Origin of the sequence: Kribbella voronezhensis, assembly GCF_004365175.1 — a bacterium.
Lineage (GTDB): Bacteria > Actinomycetota > Actinomycetes > Propionibacteriales > Kribbellaceae > Kribbella > Kribbella voronezhensis.
Window position 1 is genome coordinate 2,432,302 of sequence record NZ_SOCE01000001.1, and the last position, 17,461, is coordinate 2,449,762.

A 17,461-nucleotide genomic window follows, 5' to 3' on the forward strand; every position below is an offset into this window, starting at 1 on the left:
CTTGATGCCAGCCTCCGCACTGGTCCTGGGCGGCGACCTCGGCGGCACCTCCACCCGGATCGTGATCGCGGACCATGAAGGCAACGTAATCGGCCGCGGGGCCGCGGCCGGCGGAAATCCGACCAGCCACCCGGCGAGCGCCGCGGCCAACTTCGGTCAGGCGATTCACCAGGCTCTGGACGGCATCGACCCCCGGCTGGTCTCTACGGCCGTGATCGGTATGGCGGGCGGCCCGGCGCTGTCCAACCCCGACATCGGGGCCCGGTTCGAGGCCGCCTGGAGCGGGGCCGGACTGGTCTGCGAGCCGAAGTACATCGGTGACCTGGAGGTCGCGTTCGCCTCCGGGACGCCCGAGCCGGACGGCACCGTGCTGATCGCCGGGACCGGCAGCAATGTCGGCCTGGTCCACGACCACGCGCTGGTCCGGACCGTCGGCGGTCACGGCTGGCTGCTCGGCGACGACGGATCCGGCTTCTGGCTCGGCCGGGAAGCAATGCGCAGCGTGTTGCAATCCATCGATCTGCGTGAACCGCTCGGCGTCCTCGGCGAAGCCGTGGTGGCGGCCACTCTCACCGACCCCGGAATCCGGGTCGCTGCGGAGCGTGAGGGGTACGACAACCTGCGTGACGAGCTGGTTCGCACGGTCAACAACCGTCCACCGGTGATGCTGGCCGAACTGGCCCGCACGGTGGTGGCGGCCTACGACGCCGACGACAAGACCGCCCAGGCCTTGGTGAAACGCGCAGCCGAACTGCTCATAGAAACGGTTAGCCGGCTCAGGACAACGTCGGACAACGGCCCGCTGGTGCTGGCCGGCAGTGTGGCCGGGGAATCGTCTCCGGTAGGCCGGTTGCTTCGGCAAAACATTCACGAGCACTTCGACGGCGAGGTACTGACGGCCCGCGACGGCGTCGGCGGCGCGACCTGGCTGGCCCTCGGCGCCCTCGACCCGGCCTTGGCCACCCGCGCCAACCACGCCCGCCTGGTCAGCTAGCTCCACCTCTCTGTACTACGGGGCGGCCGGCCCGTAGTACAGAGTCGTCGTGGTGCTGTCAGCTGAGGTCGTCGATCGGGCGCAGCTCCACGGCGAAGAACTGCGCCTCGGGAATCCGGGCCGCGACCTCCTCGGCTCGCTCGGGCGAGTCGACGTCGATCAGGAAGAAGCCGGCCAGCTGCTCCTTCGCCTCGGAGTACGGGCCGTCGGTGATCGCCCGGACGCCTTCGCGGACGCGGACCACCTTCGTGGTCTTGGGCGCGGCGAGCGGTTCGAGGGCGACCAGCTCTCCTCTTTCCTTGAGTTCGGCGATCAGGCCGTCGAGCTGCGCGGTCAGCGCCGCACGGGCCGACTTCGGCAGTTTGATCCCCTCCTCGGCGTGCAGGAAGGAGGGATGTCCCCAGGTCACCGGGTTGCTGTGGATCAACAACAAGTACTTCACGGCAGGTCCTTTCGGTCGAGTGGATCCTTGCAGCCGAGGTCGGAGGCCCGCGGACCATCTCGACAAACGCGCGGTTTTCGCGGAAAGCGGCCGAATGTCGACCGGCCGGACGCGAGTACGACGTACGGGCTGACACACCCGGACCGACCCTAAGGTGAACGCCATGCAAGAGAACGACCTGCGGTTGAGCGACGGCCGCACCCTGCACGTCTACGACACCGGCAACGGCGACCTGCCCGTCTTCTGGAACCACGGCACGCCGAACCTCGGGGCGCCGCCCGCGCCACTGCTCGCGGAGAGCGAGCGGCTCGGCATCCGCTGGATCTCGTTCGACCGGCCCGGGTACGGCGGTTCCTCGCCGGCCCCCGGCCGGACGATGGCCTCGGTCGCGTACGACGCGGCCGCCGTCGCCGACGAGCTCGGGATCGACCGGTTCGCGGTCGCCGGCTACTCGGGCGGCGGCTCGTACGCGCTCGGCTGCGCCGCGACCTTGGGCGAGCGGGTCACCGCGGCCGTCACCCTCGCCGCGATCGCGCCGTACGGCGTGCAGGGGCTCGACTGGTTCGACGGGATGGTTCCGTCGGGCGTCGCCTCGCTGCGAGCGGCCCTGGGTGGACGTGACGTGAAGGCCGCGCACGAAGCATCCGGTGTCGAATACGACCCGGAGTTCACCAAGGACGACTTCGCGCTCTTCGACGGCGAATGGGGCTGGCTCGGTTCGGTGGCGAGCCATGGGCTCGACGCCGGTCCGTACGGTCTGATCGACGACGACATCTCCTATGTCACCCCGTGGGGCTGCGACCCGGTCACGATCCAGGCCCCGATCCTGCTACTGCACGGCGAACGGGACCGCATCATCCCGGCCTCCCACGGCGCCTGGCTGGCCGCACACTGCCCGACTGCCGAGCTGCGCTTGGCTCCTGAGGCCAGTCACTTCACCATCTTCGACGAGGTCGGCGTCCTCCTCCCGTGGCTGGCCGGCCACAGGTGAGCTAGGGCCCTGGAGCTGAACCGCATGGCCCCGGCAGGAGGTGGGTACCAGGGGCCGATGCTGGTTGCTGAGCGCTACAGGCTGGGCCCGCCCCTCGGCCGCGGCGGAATGGGTGCCGTCTATCGCGGTACGGACGAACTCCTCGGGCGCGAGGTCGCCGTCAAGTTCCTGCTGCCCAACCGTCAGGACGACCAGGCGGCGGCGCGCTTCCGCCGGGAGGCGCATGCCGCCGCCCTGCTGAGCGACGAACACGTCGTCGCCGCCCTCGACTTCGGCGAGCACGACGACGGCTACTTCCTGGTGATGGAACTGGTCGAGGGCCGGTCGGTCGCGGAAGAACTCCGGTCGAACGGCCCGCTGTCGGCGGATCAGGCGCTGGACATCGTCCGGCAGGCGGCGGCGGGACTGGCCGCCGCACATCGGGAGAACATCGTCCACCGGGACATCAAACCGGGGAACCTGCTGCTCGGCGCCAACGGCACCGTCAAGGTCGCCGACTTCGGCATCGCCCGCTTCCTCGCCGACACCACCACCACACTGACCGCCACCGGCCAGGTCGTCGGCACCAGCTTCTACCTGGCTCCCGAACGCGCCCTCGGCCGTCCGGCCGGACCGGCCTCGGACGTCTACGCGCTCGGCTGTGTGCTCTATCAGCTCCTCACCGGCCACCCGCCGTTCATGGCCGAGGACCCCGCTTCGATCATGTATCAGCACGTCGAGGTCGACCCGGCGCCGCCGAGCGGCCTGCGCCCCGAACTCGCCGGGCCCTGCGAGACCCTGCTGTTCCGGATGCTCGCCAAGAACCCGGACCAGCGGCCGAGCGCGGCCGACATCGCGTCGGGCGTGGAGATCGCCCCGCTCGAACCGCGGACCGAGGAGGCCCCGACCGTCGCGGCCACTGTGCTCGGTGGGTCCAGGCGGAGTGTGCTGGCCGGTGCCGCGGCAGTGACCGCCGCTGCCGCCGCGATCGCGCTCGCCGTACTCCTCGGGCCTGATCTCGGCAACCTTCCGGCGACCGATCTCCTGCCGTCGACCCCTCCGTCCACACCCCGTACTACGCCGGCGGCGGTGACCACTCATCCGCCCACGGTCCGTACTCCGCGGCCGACAGCCTCGGTGCTGGCCACTCACCGGACGGCCAAACCGCCGGCCACCAGCCGGTCGACCAAAGGACCGGCGGAACCGGGCAAGACCAAGGGAAACACGAAGGCGCCCAAGGAACCCAAGGAAAAGCCGACCAAGAAGCACTGACCCTCACGGCTCGAACAGCGGCCGGGACCCGACATTCCAAGCAACGGCTTGACATCGGGTGACCTGCGCGTCATATTCCAAGCATGTCTTTGGAATCTGCGGAGGACCCGCGACGGCGGCGGCTGCTGGACGATCCCCTGGCGATCCGGGCGATGGCGCACCCGGTCCGGCTGGATCTGCAGGCCTTGCTCGGCAAGGAAGGTCCGCTGACGGCGGCCGACGCGGCCCGCCGGCTCGGGATCAGCCAGGCGCTGGCCTCGCACCACCTGCGCCAGCTGGCGAAGTACGACTTCGTCGAACCGGCGCCGGGCAAGGACAACCGGGAGCGGCCCTGGCGGCTGGTCTCGACCTCGCAGTCGTGGCGCGAGGTGGGCCTGAGCCCGGAGGCGACCGCGGCAGCCGACGTACTGGAGCAGTTGATCGCCGAGCGGGCACTCGGCGCGCTGGCCGACTGGCAGCAGCGGCGCGCCGGAGAAGAACAGATCTGGTGGGAGAACGCCGGAATCGGCCACACCGGCATCTACCTCACCGGCGAGGAGCTGGCCGAGTTGGAGCAGCAGATCAGCGGACTGCTGCAGCGCTACGTCGACGAACGGCCGATCGACGACAAGTCCACCCGGCCGCCCGGCAGCCGGCTGGTCGACATCACCCGCATCGTCACGGTCGCTCCCGACGAGACCGGCTCATGAAGAACTTGTGGGAGGTGCTCGCCCGGCAACGCGACTACCGGCTCGTGCTGAGCGCCGGGCTGATCTCGCTCACCGGCGACTGGATCCTGCGGATCGGCCTGGCGTACTACGTGTACGACCTGACCGGATCGACCTTGGCCTCCGGTGGGTTGCTGCTCTCGTCGTTCCTGCCGCTGTTCCTGCTCGGCTCGCTGGCCGGCGTCTTCGTCGACCGGTGGGACCGGCGTCGCACGATGATCGTGACGAACCTGCTGCACGCGCTGGTGCTGCTGCCGTTGTTGCTGGTGCACGACGGCGGCACGATCTGGGTGGTCTACCTGGTCGTCCTCGCACAAAGTTGCCTCCAGCAATTTTTCCGGCCGGCCGAGCAGGCGCTCGTGCCGCTGCTGGTGGAGACCCGCCAGCTCGTCACCGCGAACGCTCTGAACAGCCAGGCCGGCGACATCGCCCGCTTGATCGGCGCGGCGCTGGGCGGCGTACTGGCGGCGACAGGCGGGATTCCCCTGCTGGCAATGGCGGACGCGGCCACCTATCTGGCCGCGATGGGGCTGCTGTTCGCGGTCCGCCATCGCGGCAACAAGATCGTGGTGGAGAAGACCACCGGCGCCGTACAGCGGATCAAGACGGAATGGATCGAGGGACTGCGGATCTGCGTGGGCGGTGCGGCACTGCGGCTGGTCTTCGTCTTCGGACTCGTCACCGGTGTGGGCGAGGGAGCCATGAGCACCCTGTTCGCCCCGTTCGTGAGCACCGAGCTGGGCGGCAGTGGGACGACGTACGGACTGATCTCGTCGTCGCAGGCGGTGGGTGGGATCGTCGGCGGACTGATCGCGGCGGCCGTGGGATCGCGGTTCTCGGCGGCGAAGATGTGGGGCGTCGGCGCGGTGCTGTTCGGGCTGATCGACCTGGTGATGTTCTGCTATCCGCTGGTCTGGCACAGCGTCGCACCCGCGTTCGTCTGCATGATCCTGGTCGGGGTGCCCGGCGCCTTCCTGATCGCCGGGATGATGACGGTGCTCCAGCGGCTCACCGGCGACGCCTCGCGCGGCCGGGTGTTCGGCGCGCTCTTCGCCGCCGAGGGGCTCGCGGTGCTGGTCGGCACCGTCGCGGCCGGCGTCCTCGGCGACCTCGTCGGGGTCATCCCGGTCCTGGTCTTCCAGGGCCTCGGCTTCTTCGTCGGCGGCCTGGCCGTCCTGGCCCGTCGCCGGCTCCTGATCGACGCGATGGCCGACCAGGAAGAACCCCTGACCGCCGCCGGACAGCCAGAGGTCCTACCCCTCGGTTCGTCGGACGCAAGGTGATTCACTCGGTGGGCGGTGCGGTCTCCTCGGCCGGCGCGACGCGATGGACGCGGACCCGGGCGACGCGGCGGCCGTCCATCTCGGTGACGGTGATCTTGTAGCCGTCGACCGCACCCTCCTCGCCGACCGCCGGGACCTTGCCGAGCTGGGCGGCCAGGAACCCGGCCACGGTCTCGTACGGGCCGTCGGGCAGTTCCACCCCGGTCTCGTCGGCGAAGTCGTCCAGGTTGAGCAGGCCGTCGACTTCGATGTCGCCGCTGCGCAACCGGGTCGTCTCGGTCGAGTCCTCGTCGTACTCGTCCTTGATGTCGCCGATCAGCTCCTCGACCAGGTCCTCCATCGTGACGATGCCCGCGGTACCGCCGTACTCGTCCAGCACGATCGCGAGATGAGTACTCCGGCGCCGCATCTCGGTCAGCGTCGGCAGCAGCTTCGCGGTGTCGGGCAGCATCAGCACGTCGCGCGCCAGGTCGCCGACCCGCACCGAGCGGGTCGCGACCGCGGGGTCGAACAGGTCGCGGACGTGCACGAACCCGACGATGTCGTCGGCCGACCCGTTCATCACCGGATACCGCGAGTGCGGCCGTTCCGCCGCGAACTTGACCGCCTTGTACGCCGGCATCTCGGCGTCGACGAAGTCGACCTCGGTCCGCGGCAGCATCAGCTCGCGCAACTGCCGGCCACCCGCCTCGAACACGTCGTCGACGATCCGGCGCTCCTCCTCACCGAGCGATTCGTGCGCGGAGACCAGGTCGCGGAGCTCCTCGTCGGACATCACCTCGCGGTTGGCGTTCGGGTCACCGCCGAGCGCGCGGACGACCAGGTCGGTCGACTTCGACAGCAGCCAGATCACCGGCCGGGCGGCCGAGGCGATCCGGTCCACCAGCGGAGCCAGCCCGAGGGCGAAGGTCTCCGCGCGTTGCAGCGCGAGTCGCTTGGCCGCCAGCTCGCCGAGCACGATCGACACGTACGAGATCGCGATCGTGATCAGGATCAGGGCGACCGTGTCGGCCACCGAATCGGGAAGCCCGAGGTCCTGCAGGTGCGGCGACAGCCCGTCGGCCAGGGTCGCGCCACCGAAGGCGGCGGACAGGAAGCCCATCAGGGTGACGCCGATCTGCACGGCGGACAGGAAGCGGTTGGGGTTGGCGGCCACCCGGGCCACCGTCTCGCCGCGCTTGCCGCGGTGCGCGATCGACTTGAGCTGGCTCTCGCGCAGCGAGACCAGGGCCATCTCGGCGGCCGCGAACACGCCGCCGATCAGCACGAAGACGAAGATCAGGACGATGTTGGTCAGGGTTTCTTTCATGGGCTGGGAGTTCCTAGCGTCCTCTCCGGCAGAACGGGAGAGGACGCGGGAGTAGGGCGACGTCCATCGATCAAGAGTAGCGGCGGGAGGTCCTTTGATGCATGTTTGAATCTGTTGGTTTATGATCGCTCCATGACGATTCGTGGTGCGCGGCGGACCGATACCAAGTTGTCCGACGGCCGGGACCTGATCTACTACGACCCCGCCGACGCCGCCGTCCGGGTGCCGCTCGAGGACACCCGTGGACTGCCGGCCCCGAAGCCGCAGGTCGACCTGCGGATCGACCCGCTGACCGGCGACACGATCACGTACGCGACGCACCGCAACACCCGGACCTACCTGCCGCCCGCGGACCAGTGCCCGCTGTGCGCGAGCAAGCCGGGGAACCCGACCGAGATCCCCGACCACGACTACAACGTCGCCGTCTTCGAGAACCGGTTCCCGTCCTTCGCCGGTCCGGGCCGGGCCGAGGTGGTCTGCTTCACCAGCGACCACGACCAGTCCTTCACCAACCTCTCCCAGGGCCAGGCCCGGCTCGTCGTCGAGACCTGGGCCGACCGGACCGCCGAACTGAGCGCGCGACCGGACGTGGAGCACGTGTTCCCGTTCGAGAACCGCGGCCGCGAGATCGGCGTGACGCTGAGCCACCCGCACGGCCAGATCTACGCCTACCCGTTCCTGCCGCCGCGGATGCGCACCCTGCTGGACCGCGCGCGCGAACACCAGACCGTTGCCGGAAGCAACCTCTTCGCCGACATCCTCGCCACCGAACGCCGACAGGGCACCCGCGTGATCGCGGAGAACAGCACCTGGACCGCCTTCGTCCCCGAGGCCGCCCGCTGGCCGGTCGAGGTGCACCTGTACCCGCACCGCCAGGTCGCCGACATCTCCGAGCTGTCCGGTCCGGAGCGCGACGACTTCACCCAGCTCTACCTCGACGTACTGCGCCGGCTGGACGGCCTGTACGGCGATCCGCTGCCCTACATCGCCGCCTGGCACCAGGCACCGGTCCGCGTCGACCGCGAACTCGGCTACCTGCACCTCGAGGTGTTGTCGATCCGGCGGGCCGCGGACAAGATCAAGTACCTTGCCGGTTCCGAGTCCGGGATGGGCGCGTTCATCAGCGACACCCGGCCCGAGGACGTCGCCGAGACTCTGCGGAAGGTGGGTTCGTGAGCACGTTCGAGGAGATCTTCCACACCGCCCCCGACGGCTCCTGGCGCGCACCCGGCCGGGTCAACCTGATCGGCGAGCACACCGACTACAACGACGGCCTGGTGATGCCGATCGCCCTGCCGAACCAGATCGTGGTGACCGCCTCCGCGCGCACCGACGGCCGGTTCGCGGTCGCGACGAAGGGGCAGCCGGGCGTCATCGAGTTCACGCTGGCCGACCTGGCCCCCGGGTCCGTCGAGGACTGGGCGGCGTACCCGGCGGGAGCGGCCTGGGTACTGCGTGAGGCCGGCTACCCGATCGGCGGCGCCAACCTGCTGGTCGATTCCGACCTCCCGTCGGGGGCCGGCCTGTCGTCGTCCGCCGCCCTGTTGTGCGCGACAGCCGTTGCCCTGCTGGGATTGAGCGGCGTCGAGGTCGATCCGGCCGAGGTCGCCCGGCTCGCGCAGAAGGCCGAGAATTCCTACGTCGGGGCGCCGGTCGGTCTGATGGACCAGATGGCGTCGATGTGCTGCACCGCCGGCCACGCCTTGTACTTCGACATCCGCGCGATGTCGACCGATCAGATCCCGTTCGACCCCGCGGCCGACGGACTCGCCTTGCTGGTGGTCGATGTGAAGGCACCGCACCGGCACGTCGACGGCGAGTACGCCGCCCGGCGGAAGAGCTGCGAGCAGGCCGCCGCCGAGCTCGGCGTACCGGCTCTGCGTTCCGTGGCGTTCGACGAGCTCGACGATGCGCTCACCCGGTTGACGGACGACGTCGTACGCCGCCGGGTGCGGCACGTGGTGACCGAGATCCGCCGGGTCGAGGAGGCGGTCGAGCTGATGCACGCCGGCCGGCTGCGCGATGTGGGTCCGCTGTTCACGGCATCGCATGTGTCGTTGCGCGACGACTTCGAGATCACCGTGCCGGAGCTCGATGTCGCTGTGGACACAGCGCTGGCCGCCGGTGCTCTTGGTGCCCGGATGACCGGCGGCGGTTTCGGCGGCTGCATCATCGCCCTGGTCGAGGCCGACTCCGCCGACGCCACTCTCGCCGCGATCGAGAAGGCCTTCGCCGACCACGGCTTCACCGCACCGACCTCGCTCGCTGCGACTCCCTCCCCGGGAGCCTCGCGGATCTCCTGACCCATCCGCCTGGCGACGCCGGTGGCGTCGTCAGGACGCGATGACCAGTTCGCAGTTGGTGTCGCGCATCGCCTTGCGGGCGGCGGTGGACAGACCGGAGTCGGTGACGACCAGGTCCAGGTCGCCCCAGCCGGCGAACGTGCTCAGGCCGACCGTGCCCCACTTGGTGTGGTCGGCGACGACGACCACCTCGCGGCTGGCGGCGATGAAGGACCGGTTGGTCTCGGCCTCCATCAGGTTCGGCGTACTCAGGCCGTGCTCGGCATCGACGCCGTGCGCGCCGAGGAAGAGCAGGTCGAGGTGCAGCGACTGCAGCGCGGCGGTCGCGATCGGGCCGACCAGCGCGTCCGACGGCGTCCGGATGCCGCCGATCAGGACGACGGTGCGATCCGACCGGCCGTTGCCGTGGAACACGTCGGCGATCCGGGCCGAATTCGTCACCACGGTGAGGTTCTCGACCCGGAGCAACTGGCGGGCCAGCGCGTAGGTCGTCGTACCGGCGCCGATGCCGATCGCGCTGTCCGGCTGCACCCGGCGGGCGGCCTCGGCGGCGATCGCGTGCTTGGCGGCGGATTCCTGCGTGAGCTTGGCGTCGAACCCGGGCTCGTGCGCGCTGCGCAGCCCGACCGAGGTGGCGCCACCGTGCACCTTGTGCAGCAGGCCGCTGGAGTCGAGCGCGTCCAGGTCGCGGCGGATCGTCATGTCCGAGACGCCGAACCGCTCGACCAGCTCGGCGACCGTGATCGCGCCCCGGCTGTTGACCTCGGCAACGATCGTGGCCTGCCGCTGGGCAGCGAGCTGACCGCCCCGGCCGCGGGACGGTTCGGCATTCACTCCAGCTGCGCTCACAGCGACAGCCTAAGCGGTTCTCCTCCCCTTTGCAGTGCGAAAACGTTGATTTATGTGCCGTGCGGGCCCGAAATCTGTTTGCTGGCCGAGCGGCGGCTTTGGGAGGCTGGGGTATGCGATTCCCTGAGGACGTTCCCGTACTGCGCGATGATCGTGACACCAGCACGGTGACGCTGCGGGCACACACCGCCGACGACATCGGACCGGCGTACGAGGCCTGCCAGGACCCCGAGATGCAGCGCTGGACCACGATCCCGGTGCCGTACGAGCGGGAGAACGCGGTCCACTACCTCACCGAGTTCGTCCCGGCCGGCTGGCGGGACGGCAATTCCTGGGCCTGGGCGATCGAGTACGACGGCCGGTACGCCGGCACGATCGACCTGCGGCCCGGCGACGGTGGCGTCGGTGAGGTCGGGTTCGCGGTGGCGCCGTGGGCTCGCGGCCACGGGGTGATGACCAGAGCCTTGAAGCTGGCGGTCGACCACGCCTTCGAACAGGGCTGGACCCGGGTGATCTGGCGCGCGTACGTCGGCAACTGGGGATCTCGCCGGGTCGCCTGGAAGGCCGGGTTCCGCGGTCTGGTGACGGTTCCCGACGGCGGGGTCGCGCGCGGCGTACGGAAGGACGAGTGGATCGCCACCCGGAGCCGGGACGATGCTGCCGAGCCGGCCGGGCACTGGTGGCAGGTGCCGACGCTGGAAGGCGACGGACTGCGGTTGCGGGCGCTTCGTAGTACTGATGCCAAACGCGTGATGGAGGCGTGCAACGACGAACGGACCCAGCACTGGCTGGCCGGCATGCCGTCGCCGTACCAGTTCGAGGACGCGGAGGCGTTCATCACGGGCCGGTTGGAGAACCTTGCCAGCGGCGAAGGAGTCTCCTGGGCGATCGCGGATCCGGAGACCGACGACCTGCTCGGCAACGTCAGCGTGTTCGACCTGAAGAACCGGATCGACGGAAGCGTCGGCGAAGTCGGCTACTGGCTGCACCCCGAGGCCCGCGGGCGCGGCGTGATGTCGGCCGCGGTCGGCCTCGCGATCAAGCACGCCTTCAAGCCGATCGACGAGGGCGGTCTGGGCCGCCGGCGGCTGATGCTGTTCGCTGCCGAAGGCAACACAGCCTCCGCGCACGTGGCCGTCGCCAACGGCTTCACCCTCACCGGTACGGCGCGCGCCGCGAGCCCCAGGCGCGACGGGAGCTACGACAACCTGCTCTGCTTCGACCTCCTCGCGACCGACCGGCCGCAGTCGGCCGCGGCGACGGAAAGTTAGGGAAAGGCAACGATCCGTGCGGGAAGTGGTCGCCCTATGCGACCGATTGGTGCCGCCCGACACATCTTCCCCTCGCCGTGCGGCGTTCTGACTGGTTGAATCGACGAGTGAGAGATCGTGAGGAACTCGTCCGCCGCTGGCAGGCCGGGTGGTCTGTGTCGCGGGGCTGGACCAAGGTCGACGACGACAACGACGGGATCCTGACCGTCCGCGCGGGGGAGGACAACCGCGCGATGGAGTACGTCGTCCTGGACGCGGACGACAAACCCGAGCGGGTGGAGCGGGCCGCCGAGCTGGCGCTGAACGCCGGCGGCGGCCGCGGCGCGGGCTGGATCACGCTGGCCACCGACGATCGCGAGGCCCGGGTCGAACAACTGGAGGACCTCGGGCTGGAGGTGCAGCGCGAGCAGGACTGGCTGATGACGATCCAGCTGTCCGAGCAGCCCGCCCTGACCGTGAACGAGCGCTACACGCTGCACTCCGAGGTCGAGTCCGACCTGATCATCACCCGGGCCACGCTGCACGGCGGGGTGGTCTCGAGCGGCCGGATGGCCGTGGTCGGCGAGGACGCGGTGGCGGACCGGATCGAGACCGATCCGGCGCACCGAAGGCGCGGGCTGGGCAGTGCGGTGATGGCGTCCCTGGTCGAGACCGCGGCGGGCCAGGGCGCCAAACGCGGCATCCTGATCGCCTCGATCGACGGGCTGCGGCTCTACCGCAGCCTCGGCTGGAAGGTCGTCGCCGACATCGTCATCGCCCGCTCGGCCTAGCCCGGAACCGTCGCCATCAGGTGGATGACGGTTTCGCGCAGGGCCTGGTCGGTGCCGACCGGTTCGATGCCGAACTTCTCCGTGGCGGCGGAGGAGTCGAGCACGAACGGTCGCCGGAACTGGTACTGCAGTTCGCGGATCTCCCTGGCCTGCTTGTTGACCAAGCCGCCGAGCCACAGCACGGCCGGCGGCATCGAGCGCACCTTGGGAGCCGGCAGACCGGCGATGGCCGCCGCCCGCGTCGCCAGCTCGCGGACCGAGAGCGGCGGCGCGGTTGGGACATGCCAGCTCCGGCCCCACGCGCTCTCGTCCGCCGCGACCGCGATCAAGGTGCGGGCCACGTCGCCGACGTACGTCCAGCTGTGCGGTGCGTCCAGGTCGGCCGGGATCGACGTCGCCTTGCCCCGGAGTACGCCGGGGAGGACGCCGACCGTGAAGAAGGAGGCTGCTCCCGCGCCGAGGTAGTCGGAGCCGCGGACCTCCGCAGTACGGATCCGGCCGTCGCGATGGGCGGCGAGTGCGTCGGCCCACAGCCTTGCACGGACCCGGCCCTTGACCGAGTTCGGCCGCCCTTCGTCTTGCTCTGTCATCGGATGTGTCGGTGCGCCGTACCCGTAGAGATTGCCGGTGGTGACCAGCAGTGCGCCGGTGGTGTGGGCCGTTTCGATGAGCGATGCACCGAGCGGCGGCCAGTCCGTGGCCCATTTGCCGTACGCCGGACCGCCGCAGCTGAAGAGAGTGCCGGCGCCTGCCGCGATGCGGCTCAACTCGGTCGCATCGGTGGCGTCGGCGGCGACCTTCTCGATCCGTGAGTGCTCGGGACCGGTGCCGTTCCGGGTGACCACCTTGACCTGTTCGCCCTGCTCTGCAAGGAGTTTTGCGACCGCCGTACCGACGGGACCTGCCCCTACGACAACCCGCACTGTGTCTCCTCCTTGCGTTGTGGGCTAGCGCGGTACACGCCGACGCCGTACGTCAAAGCTTCGTCAATGCGAGGGTCAGGTAGCTCACGAAGTCTCGTGGTCGGCGACGGGATCCGCTACGGTCCCTCGCGTGACGAACCCGCCCAACGGCCAGAACCCCTTCTTTCCTTCGGAGAACGGGCCCGACGACTACAGCAGTGAGGAACCCAGAGGTCACCGTCGACGCAAGCGTGGTGTCGCTGGGCCGATCGTCGGAGCTCTGGCGGTCCTGAGTCTGGTCGCCGCCGGTGGCTGGTACGTGACGCGTGACGGCAAGGACGCGGTCGCCACCGGACAGCACGATCCGCTGACGTCGGTGGTGACCGACGAGGTGAGTACTCCCCCGACGGACGACGTAACGCCGACGCCCACCCCTAAGCCCACGCCGACGCCGTCGAAGACGCCGAGCAAGACCCCCAGCGCGACACCGACGCCGACGCGGTCGACGACGGCTCCGAGCCGGCACGCCACCAGGACGCCCCGGCCGACGCCGACCGAGACCAGCCACACCACCAAGCCGACGACCAAGCCGACGACGAAGCCGCCGGTGCCGAGTGGTTCGAAGGAGGCGCAGGTCCTGGCGCTCACGAACAACGAGCGCGCGAAGGCCGGCTGCGGACCGCTGCGGACGAACAGCGCGCTGACCCGCGCGGCCGACCTGCACGCGACCGACATGGTCGTGCACCACTTCTTCGACCACAACAGCCAGGACGGCCGCAGCCCGTTCGACCGGATGAAGGCGGCCGGGTTCACCGGCGGCGCGATGGCGGAGAACATCGCCGTCGGGTACAGCAGCGCGGCGGCCGTGGTGGACGGCTGGATGCACAGCGAGGGACACCGTCGCAACATCCTCAACTGCTCGTACACGATGATCGGCATCGGCTACGACAGCGGGCAGGTCAAACCCGAATGGGGCAACGGAAGCTGGGTCCAGGACTTCGGCGGCTGACCGGTCGCGGCACGTTTCCGGGCCAACCTTCGGTGATCGTTAAGACGCCTTACCGAGGCGTAACGGTGACCTCGCGCATCGGTTAGGGTCACTGTTCGGTAACCAGGGGGGCCTGGCAACGAACGACGGGGAACGACGGACTTCCGGTACGACGAACTGAAGAGGATTCGCCCACCCATGACGGAATCGCCAACCCCTGGGCGACACCGCGGTCGACGAGCCGCGCCGAAGAAGCGACGAGGCCTGGTCGGCCCGATCGTCAGCGCGCTGTCGGTGCTGCTGGCCATCGGACCGGTGGTCTGGCTGGTCACGGCGCATGACGGCTCCGCCGTCGCCACGGACGACACCAAGGTCCTGAACATCTCCCAGGACGACTCCGGCCCGGCCGCTGTCGACGACACCAGCACGATCGCCGGCAAGAAGCCGGGCCGGCAGGTCACCGTCACCGCGACCCTGCCGAACGGTGTCACCACCACGATCACTCCGTCCGGTACACCGCAGCTCGGGTCGGCCGAGTCCACCGCGAGCACCACTCCCTCAGGCGGGCCGACCTCGACGCCGGGCGAGGTCACCACGGTGACCGTCACGCCGAAGGCGCCGCGGACGATCGAAGGCAAGCCGAAGCCGCCGAAACCGCCGAAGACGACCGGCACGCCGACGAAGACGGTCACGGCCACCCAAACCCCGGACGACCCGCCGCCTCCGCCGGCCGGTGGTGGCGGCACCAGCGCCGAGGAGCGTGAGGTCCTCGACCTGACCAACGCGGCCCGGCGCAACCAGGGCTGTGGCCCGTTGTCGCTGGACGACAGCCTGGTCGAGGCAGCCGGCAAGCACGCCTCCGACATGGTCCGCAGGCACTACATGGACCACACCAACCCGGACGGTCAGGACCCCGGCGACCGGATGGCCGCGGCCGGCTGGCATGGCTCCGGCTGGGGCGAGAACATCGCCGCCGGCTACAGCACCGCGCAGAAGGTGTTCAACGCCTGGATGAACAGCGACGGGCACCGCGCGAACATCCTGAACTGCAGGTTCAACCGGATCGGCATCGGGTACGACCCGGGCCAGGTGAAGTCCGAGTGGGGACCGGGCAGCTGGGTTCAGGACTTCGGCCGCAACTGACCTCTTCGCCTCGGGGGACGGCGACCGTGAAGGGAACACCAAGCAATGTCAGCACCCGGCGCCACACGAGCCCGGCGCGGCCGTCGAGCCGCTGAAACACCGTCCAGGGTGAAGCGGACGCTGGTCGCGATCGGCACCGTCATCCTGGTCATCACTCCGATCTCCTGGATCCTGTTGCACGAACCGCAGTCGGACCAGGCCGACGCCTCGATCCCGTACGTCACCAGGGACGACGACACCTACATCACCGCCTCCAACGAGCCGGTGGTGCACACCAGCGACACACCGTCGCCCAGTACGCCGACGCCACCCGCGACGCCGACCAAACCGACCCGTACGCCGTCCGCCACACCAACTCCCGGCGACGACCCGACGAGGACGCCCTCGACTCACCCGACGACCGTGCCGACGAACGGCCCGGGCGACCAGGCGAGCACACCGCCGGTCGAGCCGACCCGCGGCGGGGACTCGCACAGCACCACGCCGACGCCGGTCCCCAGCAAGACGACGACGCAGCCACCGGCCGACGACGGCAGCATGACCGCCGACGAGCAGCAGTTGTTCTCGCTGATCGACGACGCGCGGGTGCAGAACGGCTGCGCACCGCTGGCCCGCGACAGCAACCTGACCGGCAATGCCCGCAATGAGGCCGTCGATCGGGCGGACACCGGCGACGTCTCCTCCACCGAACAGTCCAAGGCGTCGGCCGGTGGCGAGGACATGTCCGCGCAGGCAGCGTTCGATCGGCTGAAGAGCCGGAGCTCGAGCACGCTGCTCAACTGCGGTCTGCGGGAACTCGGCGTCGGCCGCGACACAGCGAAGTACCAGACGTGCTTCCTGTTGTTCTGCAGCAACCACACCAGGGTCGCCTGGGTGGCTGACTTCCAGTAGCGGCTCGACTACCCAGCACGGCGGCTCGGCGACGTCGGGCCGCTGTGGTGGTGTTTGGTGCGACCATGGAGGAAGTTCCATCCACCTTGGCGGGAGGCCGGATGTACGGCGAGCGTGACGACCTCGATGCGGCCCGGCCTGCGCTCTACGGCATCCCACCCGATGCCCTCGCGGACGAGCGTCCCGACCGGCGACCGGAGGACGCCCGCCGGATCGGCCTCAGCCGCCATACCGAAGAGGGTGCGGTGGTGCACTTCGCCTCATCGCTGGACGGCGCCAAGCCCGGCCACAAGATGATGGCGTGGATCCTGCTGGTCACCTTCGCGGCCCCGGCGCTGTACACGCTCCTGCTGCTGCTCTGACCCCAACAGTCCACGGCCGTCCCTGGGCATCGCGAACTCCTGGCGATGCCGTTGCGGCGTCGTACCGAACACCAGGTGGAAGTGATGCCGGAGCGCGGCGCTGCTGCCGAAACCGCTCTCGGCCGCGACCCGCTCGACCGGGTGGTCCGTGGTCTCCAGCAGCAGCCTCGCTCGGTCCAGCCGCTGCCGCAGCAACCAGGCCTGTCCACTGCTGCCAGTCCTGGCCCGGAACTGCCGGGTGAACGTACGCCGCGACAACGCGACCGAGGCTGCCCACTCGTCCAGTGACACCGGCTGGTCGAGCCGCGACCGCGCCCACACCATCGCTCGTTCGATCACGTCGTCGGCCGGATCGGGCGGCATCGGGGCCGGGATGTACTGCGCCTGCGACCCGCTCCGGTACGGCGCCACCACGATCGTCCGCGCCACCCGCTCCGCCAACTCCAGGCCGTGGTGGGTGCGCAGCAGGTGCAGACAGCAGTCGAGCGAAGCGGCCGTACCGGCTGAGGTGAGTAGGTCACCGAGATCCGACCAGAGCACGTCGGCCCGTACGTCGATCCCGGGGTACCGCGCGGCCAACTGATCCGCCCATCGCCAATGCGTCACCACCTCGCGGCCGTCCGCGATCCCACTCGCCGCGACCAGGAACGCTCCCAGACACAGGCCGACCACTGTCGCGCCCCGTGCGTGCGCACTCCGGATCGCCTCGACGAGGGCATCGGACGGCTCCAGGTTCGGCTCCCAGCTGGGCAGGATCACCACGTCCGCGTTCTCCATCGCCGCAAGGCCCTGCTCGACGTGCAGGTCGAAGCCGGCATTGGTCCCGAGCCGCCCGGGTTGCTCGGCACAGACCCGTACGTCGTACTGGCGCTCGCCGCCGAGGCGGTCGCCGAGCACCAGGCAGGGCACGGACAGATGGAAGGGGCTCATCCCGTCGTACGCGAGGACCGCTACCGAACGCATGGCCCGATCTTAAGCAAGCATGTCCCTCGGGCCAATGGTGAG

At 69.8% G+C, this 17,461-nt stretch carries 18 protein-coding genes; 13 read left to right on the plus strand and 5 right to left on the minus strand.

From position 1 onward, the window contains the following. Window positions 1-4: 4 nt before the first annotated feature. A complete protein-coding gene (locus tag EV138_RS10985) occupies window positions 5-994 on the plus strand; it encodes an N-acetylglucosamine kinase (protein ID WP_238158062.1) in 990 nt (329 codons plus the stop codon). A 58-nt stretch (window positions 995-1,052) separates the two neighbouring features. On the opposite strand, the gene EV138_RS10990 is transcribed toward EV138_RS10985, so the two are convergent. Further along, window positions 1,053-1,436 (minus strand): YciI family protein, encoded by a 384-nt coding sequence (locus EV138_RS10990; protein WP_133978329.1) that lies wholly within the window; start codon window positions 1,434-1,436, stop codon window positions 1,053-1,055. Window positions 1,437-1,599: 163 nt separating this feature from the next. Between EV138_RS10990 and EV138_RS10995 the strand changes: the two genes are divergently transcribed. The 4 genes from EV138_RS10995 (at window position 1,600) to EV138_RS11010 (ending at window position 5,668) form a co-directional block, all read left to right on the plus strand. Continuing rightward, on the plus strand, window positions 1,600-2,427 hold the full coding sequence (locus EV138_RS10995; protein WP_133978331.1) for an alpha/beta fold hydrolase: 828 nt from the start codon (window positions 1,600-1,602) through the stop codon (window positions 2,425-2,427). 24 nt (window positions 2,428-2,451) lie between these two features. Then, complete coding sequence (locus EV138_RS11000) at window positions 2,452-3,678, plus strand: serine/threonine-protein kinase (RefSeq protein ID WP_238158063.1); 1,227 nt, start codon at window positions 2,452-2,454, stop codon at window positions 3,676-3,678. 83 nt (window positions 3,679-3,761) lie between these two features. Beyond that, a complete protein-coding gene (locus EV138_RS11005; protein WP_133978333.1) occupies window positions 3,762-4,367 on the plus strand; it encodes an ArsR/SmtB family transcription factor in 606 nt (201 codons plus the stop codon). Further along, the gene (locus EV138_RS11010; RefSeq protein WP_133978335.1) at window positions 4,364-5,668 is read left to right on the plus strand and encodes an MFS transporter; all 1,305 of its coding nucleotides are present in this window, start codon (window positions 4,364-4,366) and stop codon (window positions 5,666-5,668) included. Before EV138_RS11005 ends, EV138_RS11010 begins: the two co-directional genes overlap by 4 nt. Window position 5,669: 1 nt before the next feature. Here EV138_RS11010 and EV138_RS11015 read toward each other — a convergent pair whose 3' ends face one another. Beyond that, on the minus strand, window positions 5,670-6,977 hold the full coding sequence (locus EV138_RS11015; RefSeq protein WP_133978337.1) for a hemolysin family protein: 1,308 nt from the start codon (window positions 6,975-6,977) through the stop codon (window positions 5,670-5,672). A 132-nt stretch (window positions 6,978-7,109) separates the two neighbouring features. Between EV138_RS11015 and galT the strand changes: the two genes are divergently transcribed. Further along, entirely contained in the window at window positions 7,110-8,153 is a 1,044-nt protein-coding gene (gene galT, locus EV138_RS11020; protein WP_133978339.1) for a galactose-1-phosphate uridylyltransferase, read from the plus strand. Further along, window positions 8,150-9,280 (plus strand): galactokinase, encoded by a 1,131-nt coding sequence (gene galK / locus EV138_RS11025; protein WP_133978341.1) that lies wholly within the window; start codon window positions 8,150-8,152, stop codon window positions 9,278-9,280. Before galT ends, galK begins: the two co-directional genes overlap by 4 nt. A 30-nt stretch (window positions 9,281-9,310) precedes the next feature. Here the strand turns inward: galK and EV138_RS11030 are convergent, their stop codons facing one another. Continuing rightward, window positions 9,311-10,129 carry a DeoR/GlpR family DNA-binding transcription regulator gene (locus EV138_RS11030; protein ID WP_133978343.1) on the minus strand — a complete coding sequence of 273 codons (819 nt, stop codon included), beginning with the start codon at window positions 10,127-10,129 and terminating at the stop codon, window positions 9,311-9,313. A gap of 113 nt (window positions 10,130-10,242) precedes the next feature. Here EV138_RS11030 and EV138_RS11035 point away from each other — a divergent pair, with 113 nt between their 5' ends. Beyond that, entirely contained in the window at window positions 10,243-11,400 is a 1,158-nt protein-coding gene (locus EV138_RS11035) for a GNAT family N-acetyltransferase (protein ID WP_133978345.1), read from the plus strand. A 107-nt stretch (window positions 11,401-11,507) separates the two neighbouring features. Beyond that, complete coding sequence (locus tag EV138_RS11040; RefSeq protein WP_133978347.1) at window positions 11,508-12,170, plus strand: GNAT family N-acetyltransferase; 663 nt, start codon at window positions 11,508-11,510, stop codon at window positions 12,168-12,170. Here EV138_RS11040 and EV138_RS11045 read toward each other — a convergent pair. Continuing rightward, on the minus strand, window positions 12,167-13,093 hold the full coding sequence (locus tag EV138_RS11045) for an NAD-dependent epimerase/dehydratase family protein (RefSeq protein ID WP_133978349.1): 927 nt from the start codon (window positions 13,091-13,093) through the stop codon (window positions 12,167-12,169). The two genes, EV138_RS11040 and EV138_RS11045, sit on opposite strands and share 4 nt — an antisense overlap. Window positions 13,094-13,223: 130 nt before the next feature. Here EV138_RS11045 and EV138_RS11050 point away from each other — a divergent pair, with 130 nt between their 5' ends. The 4 genes from EV138_RS11050 to EV138_RS11065 all read left to right on the plus strand — a co-directional run bounded on the left by EV138_RS11050 (window position 13,224) and on the right by EV138_RS11065 (window position 16,456). After that, the gene (locus EV138_RS11050; protein ID WP_133978351.1) at window positions 13,224-14,081 is read left to right on the plus strand and encodes a CAP domain-containing protein; all 858 of its coding nucleotides are present in this window, start codon (window positions 13,224-13,226) and stop codon (window positions 14,079-14,081) included. Window positions 14,082-14,258: 177 nt separating this feature from the next. Further along, window positions 14,259-15,203 carry a CAP domain-containing protein gene (locus EV138_RS11055; RefSeq protein ID WP_133978353.1) on the plus strand — a complete coding sequence of 315 codons (945 nt, stop codon included), beginning with the start codon at window positions 14,259-14,261 and terminating at the stop codon, window positions 15,201-15,203. A 108-nt stretch (window positions 15,204-15,311) separates the two neighbouring features. Beyond that, complete coding sequence (locus EV138_RS11060; protein WP_238158064.1) at window positions 15,312-16,094, plus strand: CAP domain-containing protein; 783 nt, start codon at window positions 15,312-15,314, stop codon at window positions 16,092-16,094. A 65-nt stretch (window positions 16,095-16,159) separates the two neighbouring features. Further along, entirely contained in the window at window positions 16,160-16,456 is a 297-nt protein-coding gene (locus EV138_RS11065) for a hypothetical protein (protein ID WP_232828613.1), read from the plus strand. On the opposite strand, the gene EV138_RS11070 is transcribed toward EV138_RS11065, so the two are convergent. Then, window positions 16,355-17,419 (minus strand): GlxA family transcriptional regulator, encoded by a 1,065-nt coding sequence (locus EV138_RS11070; protein WP_133978355.1) that lies wholly within the window; start codon window positions 17,417-17,419, stop codon window positions 16,355-16,357. The genes EV138_RS11065 and EV138_RS11070 overlap by 102 nt on opposite strands. Window positions 17,420-17,461 lie beyond the last annotated feature (42 nt).

Coding starts and splice junctions, on each gene's coding strand:
- EV138_RS11010 (WP_133978335.1), top strand. CDS start 4,364: ATGAAGAACTTGTGGGAGGTGCTCGCCCGGCAACGCGACTACCGGCTC.
- EV138_RS11070 (WP_133978355.1), bottom strand. CDS start 17,419: ATGCGTTCGGTAGCGGTCCTCGCGTACGACGGGATGAGCCCCTTCCAT.
- EV138_RS11055 (WP_133978353.1), top strand. CDS start 14,259: ATGACGGAATCGCCAACCCCTGGGCGACACCGCGGTCGACGAGCCGCG.
- EV138_RS11005 (WP_133978333.1), top strand. CDS start 3,762: ATGTCTTTGGAATCTGCGGAGGACCCGCGACGGCGGCGGCTGCTGGAC.
- EV138_RS11065 (WP_232828613.1), top strand. CDS start 16,160: ATGGAGGAAGTTCCATCCACCTTGGCGGGAGGCCGGATGTACGGCGAG.
- galT (WP_133978339.1), top strand. CDS start 7,110: ATGACGATTCGTGGTGCGCGGCGGACCGATACCAAGTTGTCCGACGGC.
- EV138_RS11000 (WP_238158063.1), top strand. CDS start 2,452: ATGGCCCCGGCAGGAGGTGGGTACCAGGGGCCGATGCTGGTTGCTGAG.
- EV138_RS10985 (WP_238158062.1), top strand. CDS start 5: ATGCCAGCCTCCGCACTGGTCCTGGGCGGCGACCTCGGCGGCACCTCC.
- EV138_RS11035 (WP_133978345.1), top strand. CDS start 10,243: ATGCGATTCCCTGAGGACGTTCCCGTACTGCGCGATGATCGTGACACC.
- EV138_RS11015 (WP_133978337.1), bottom strand. CDS start 6,977: ATGAAAGAAACCCTGACCAACATCGTCCTGATCTTCGTCTTCGTGCTG.
- EV138_RS10995 (WP_133978331.1), top strand. CDS start 1,600: ATGCAAGAGAACGACCTGCGGTTGAGCGACGGCCGCACCCTGCACGTC.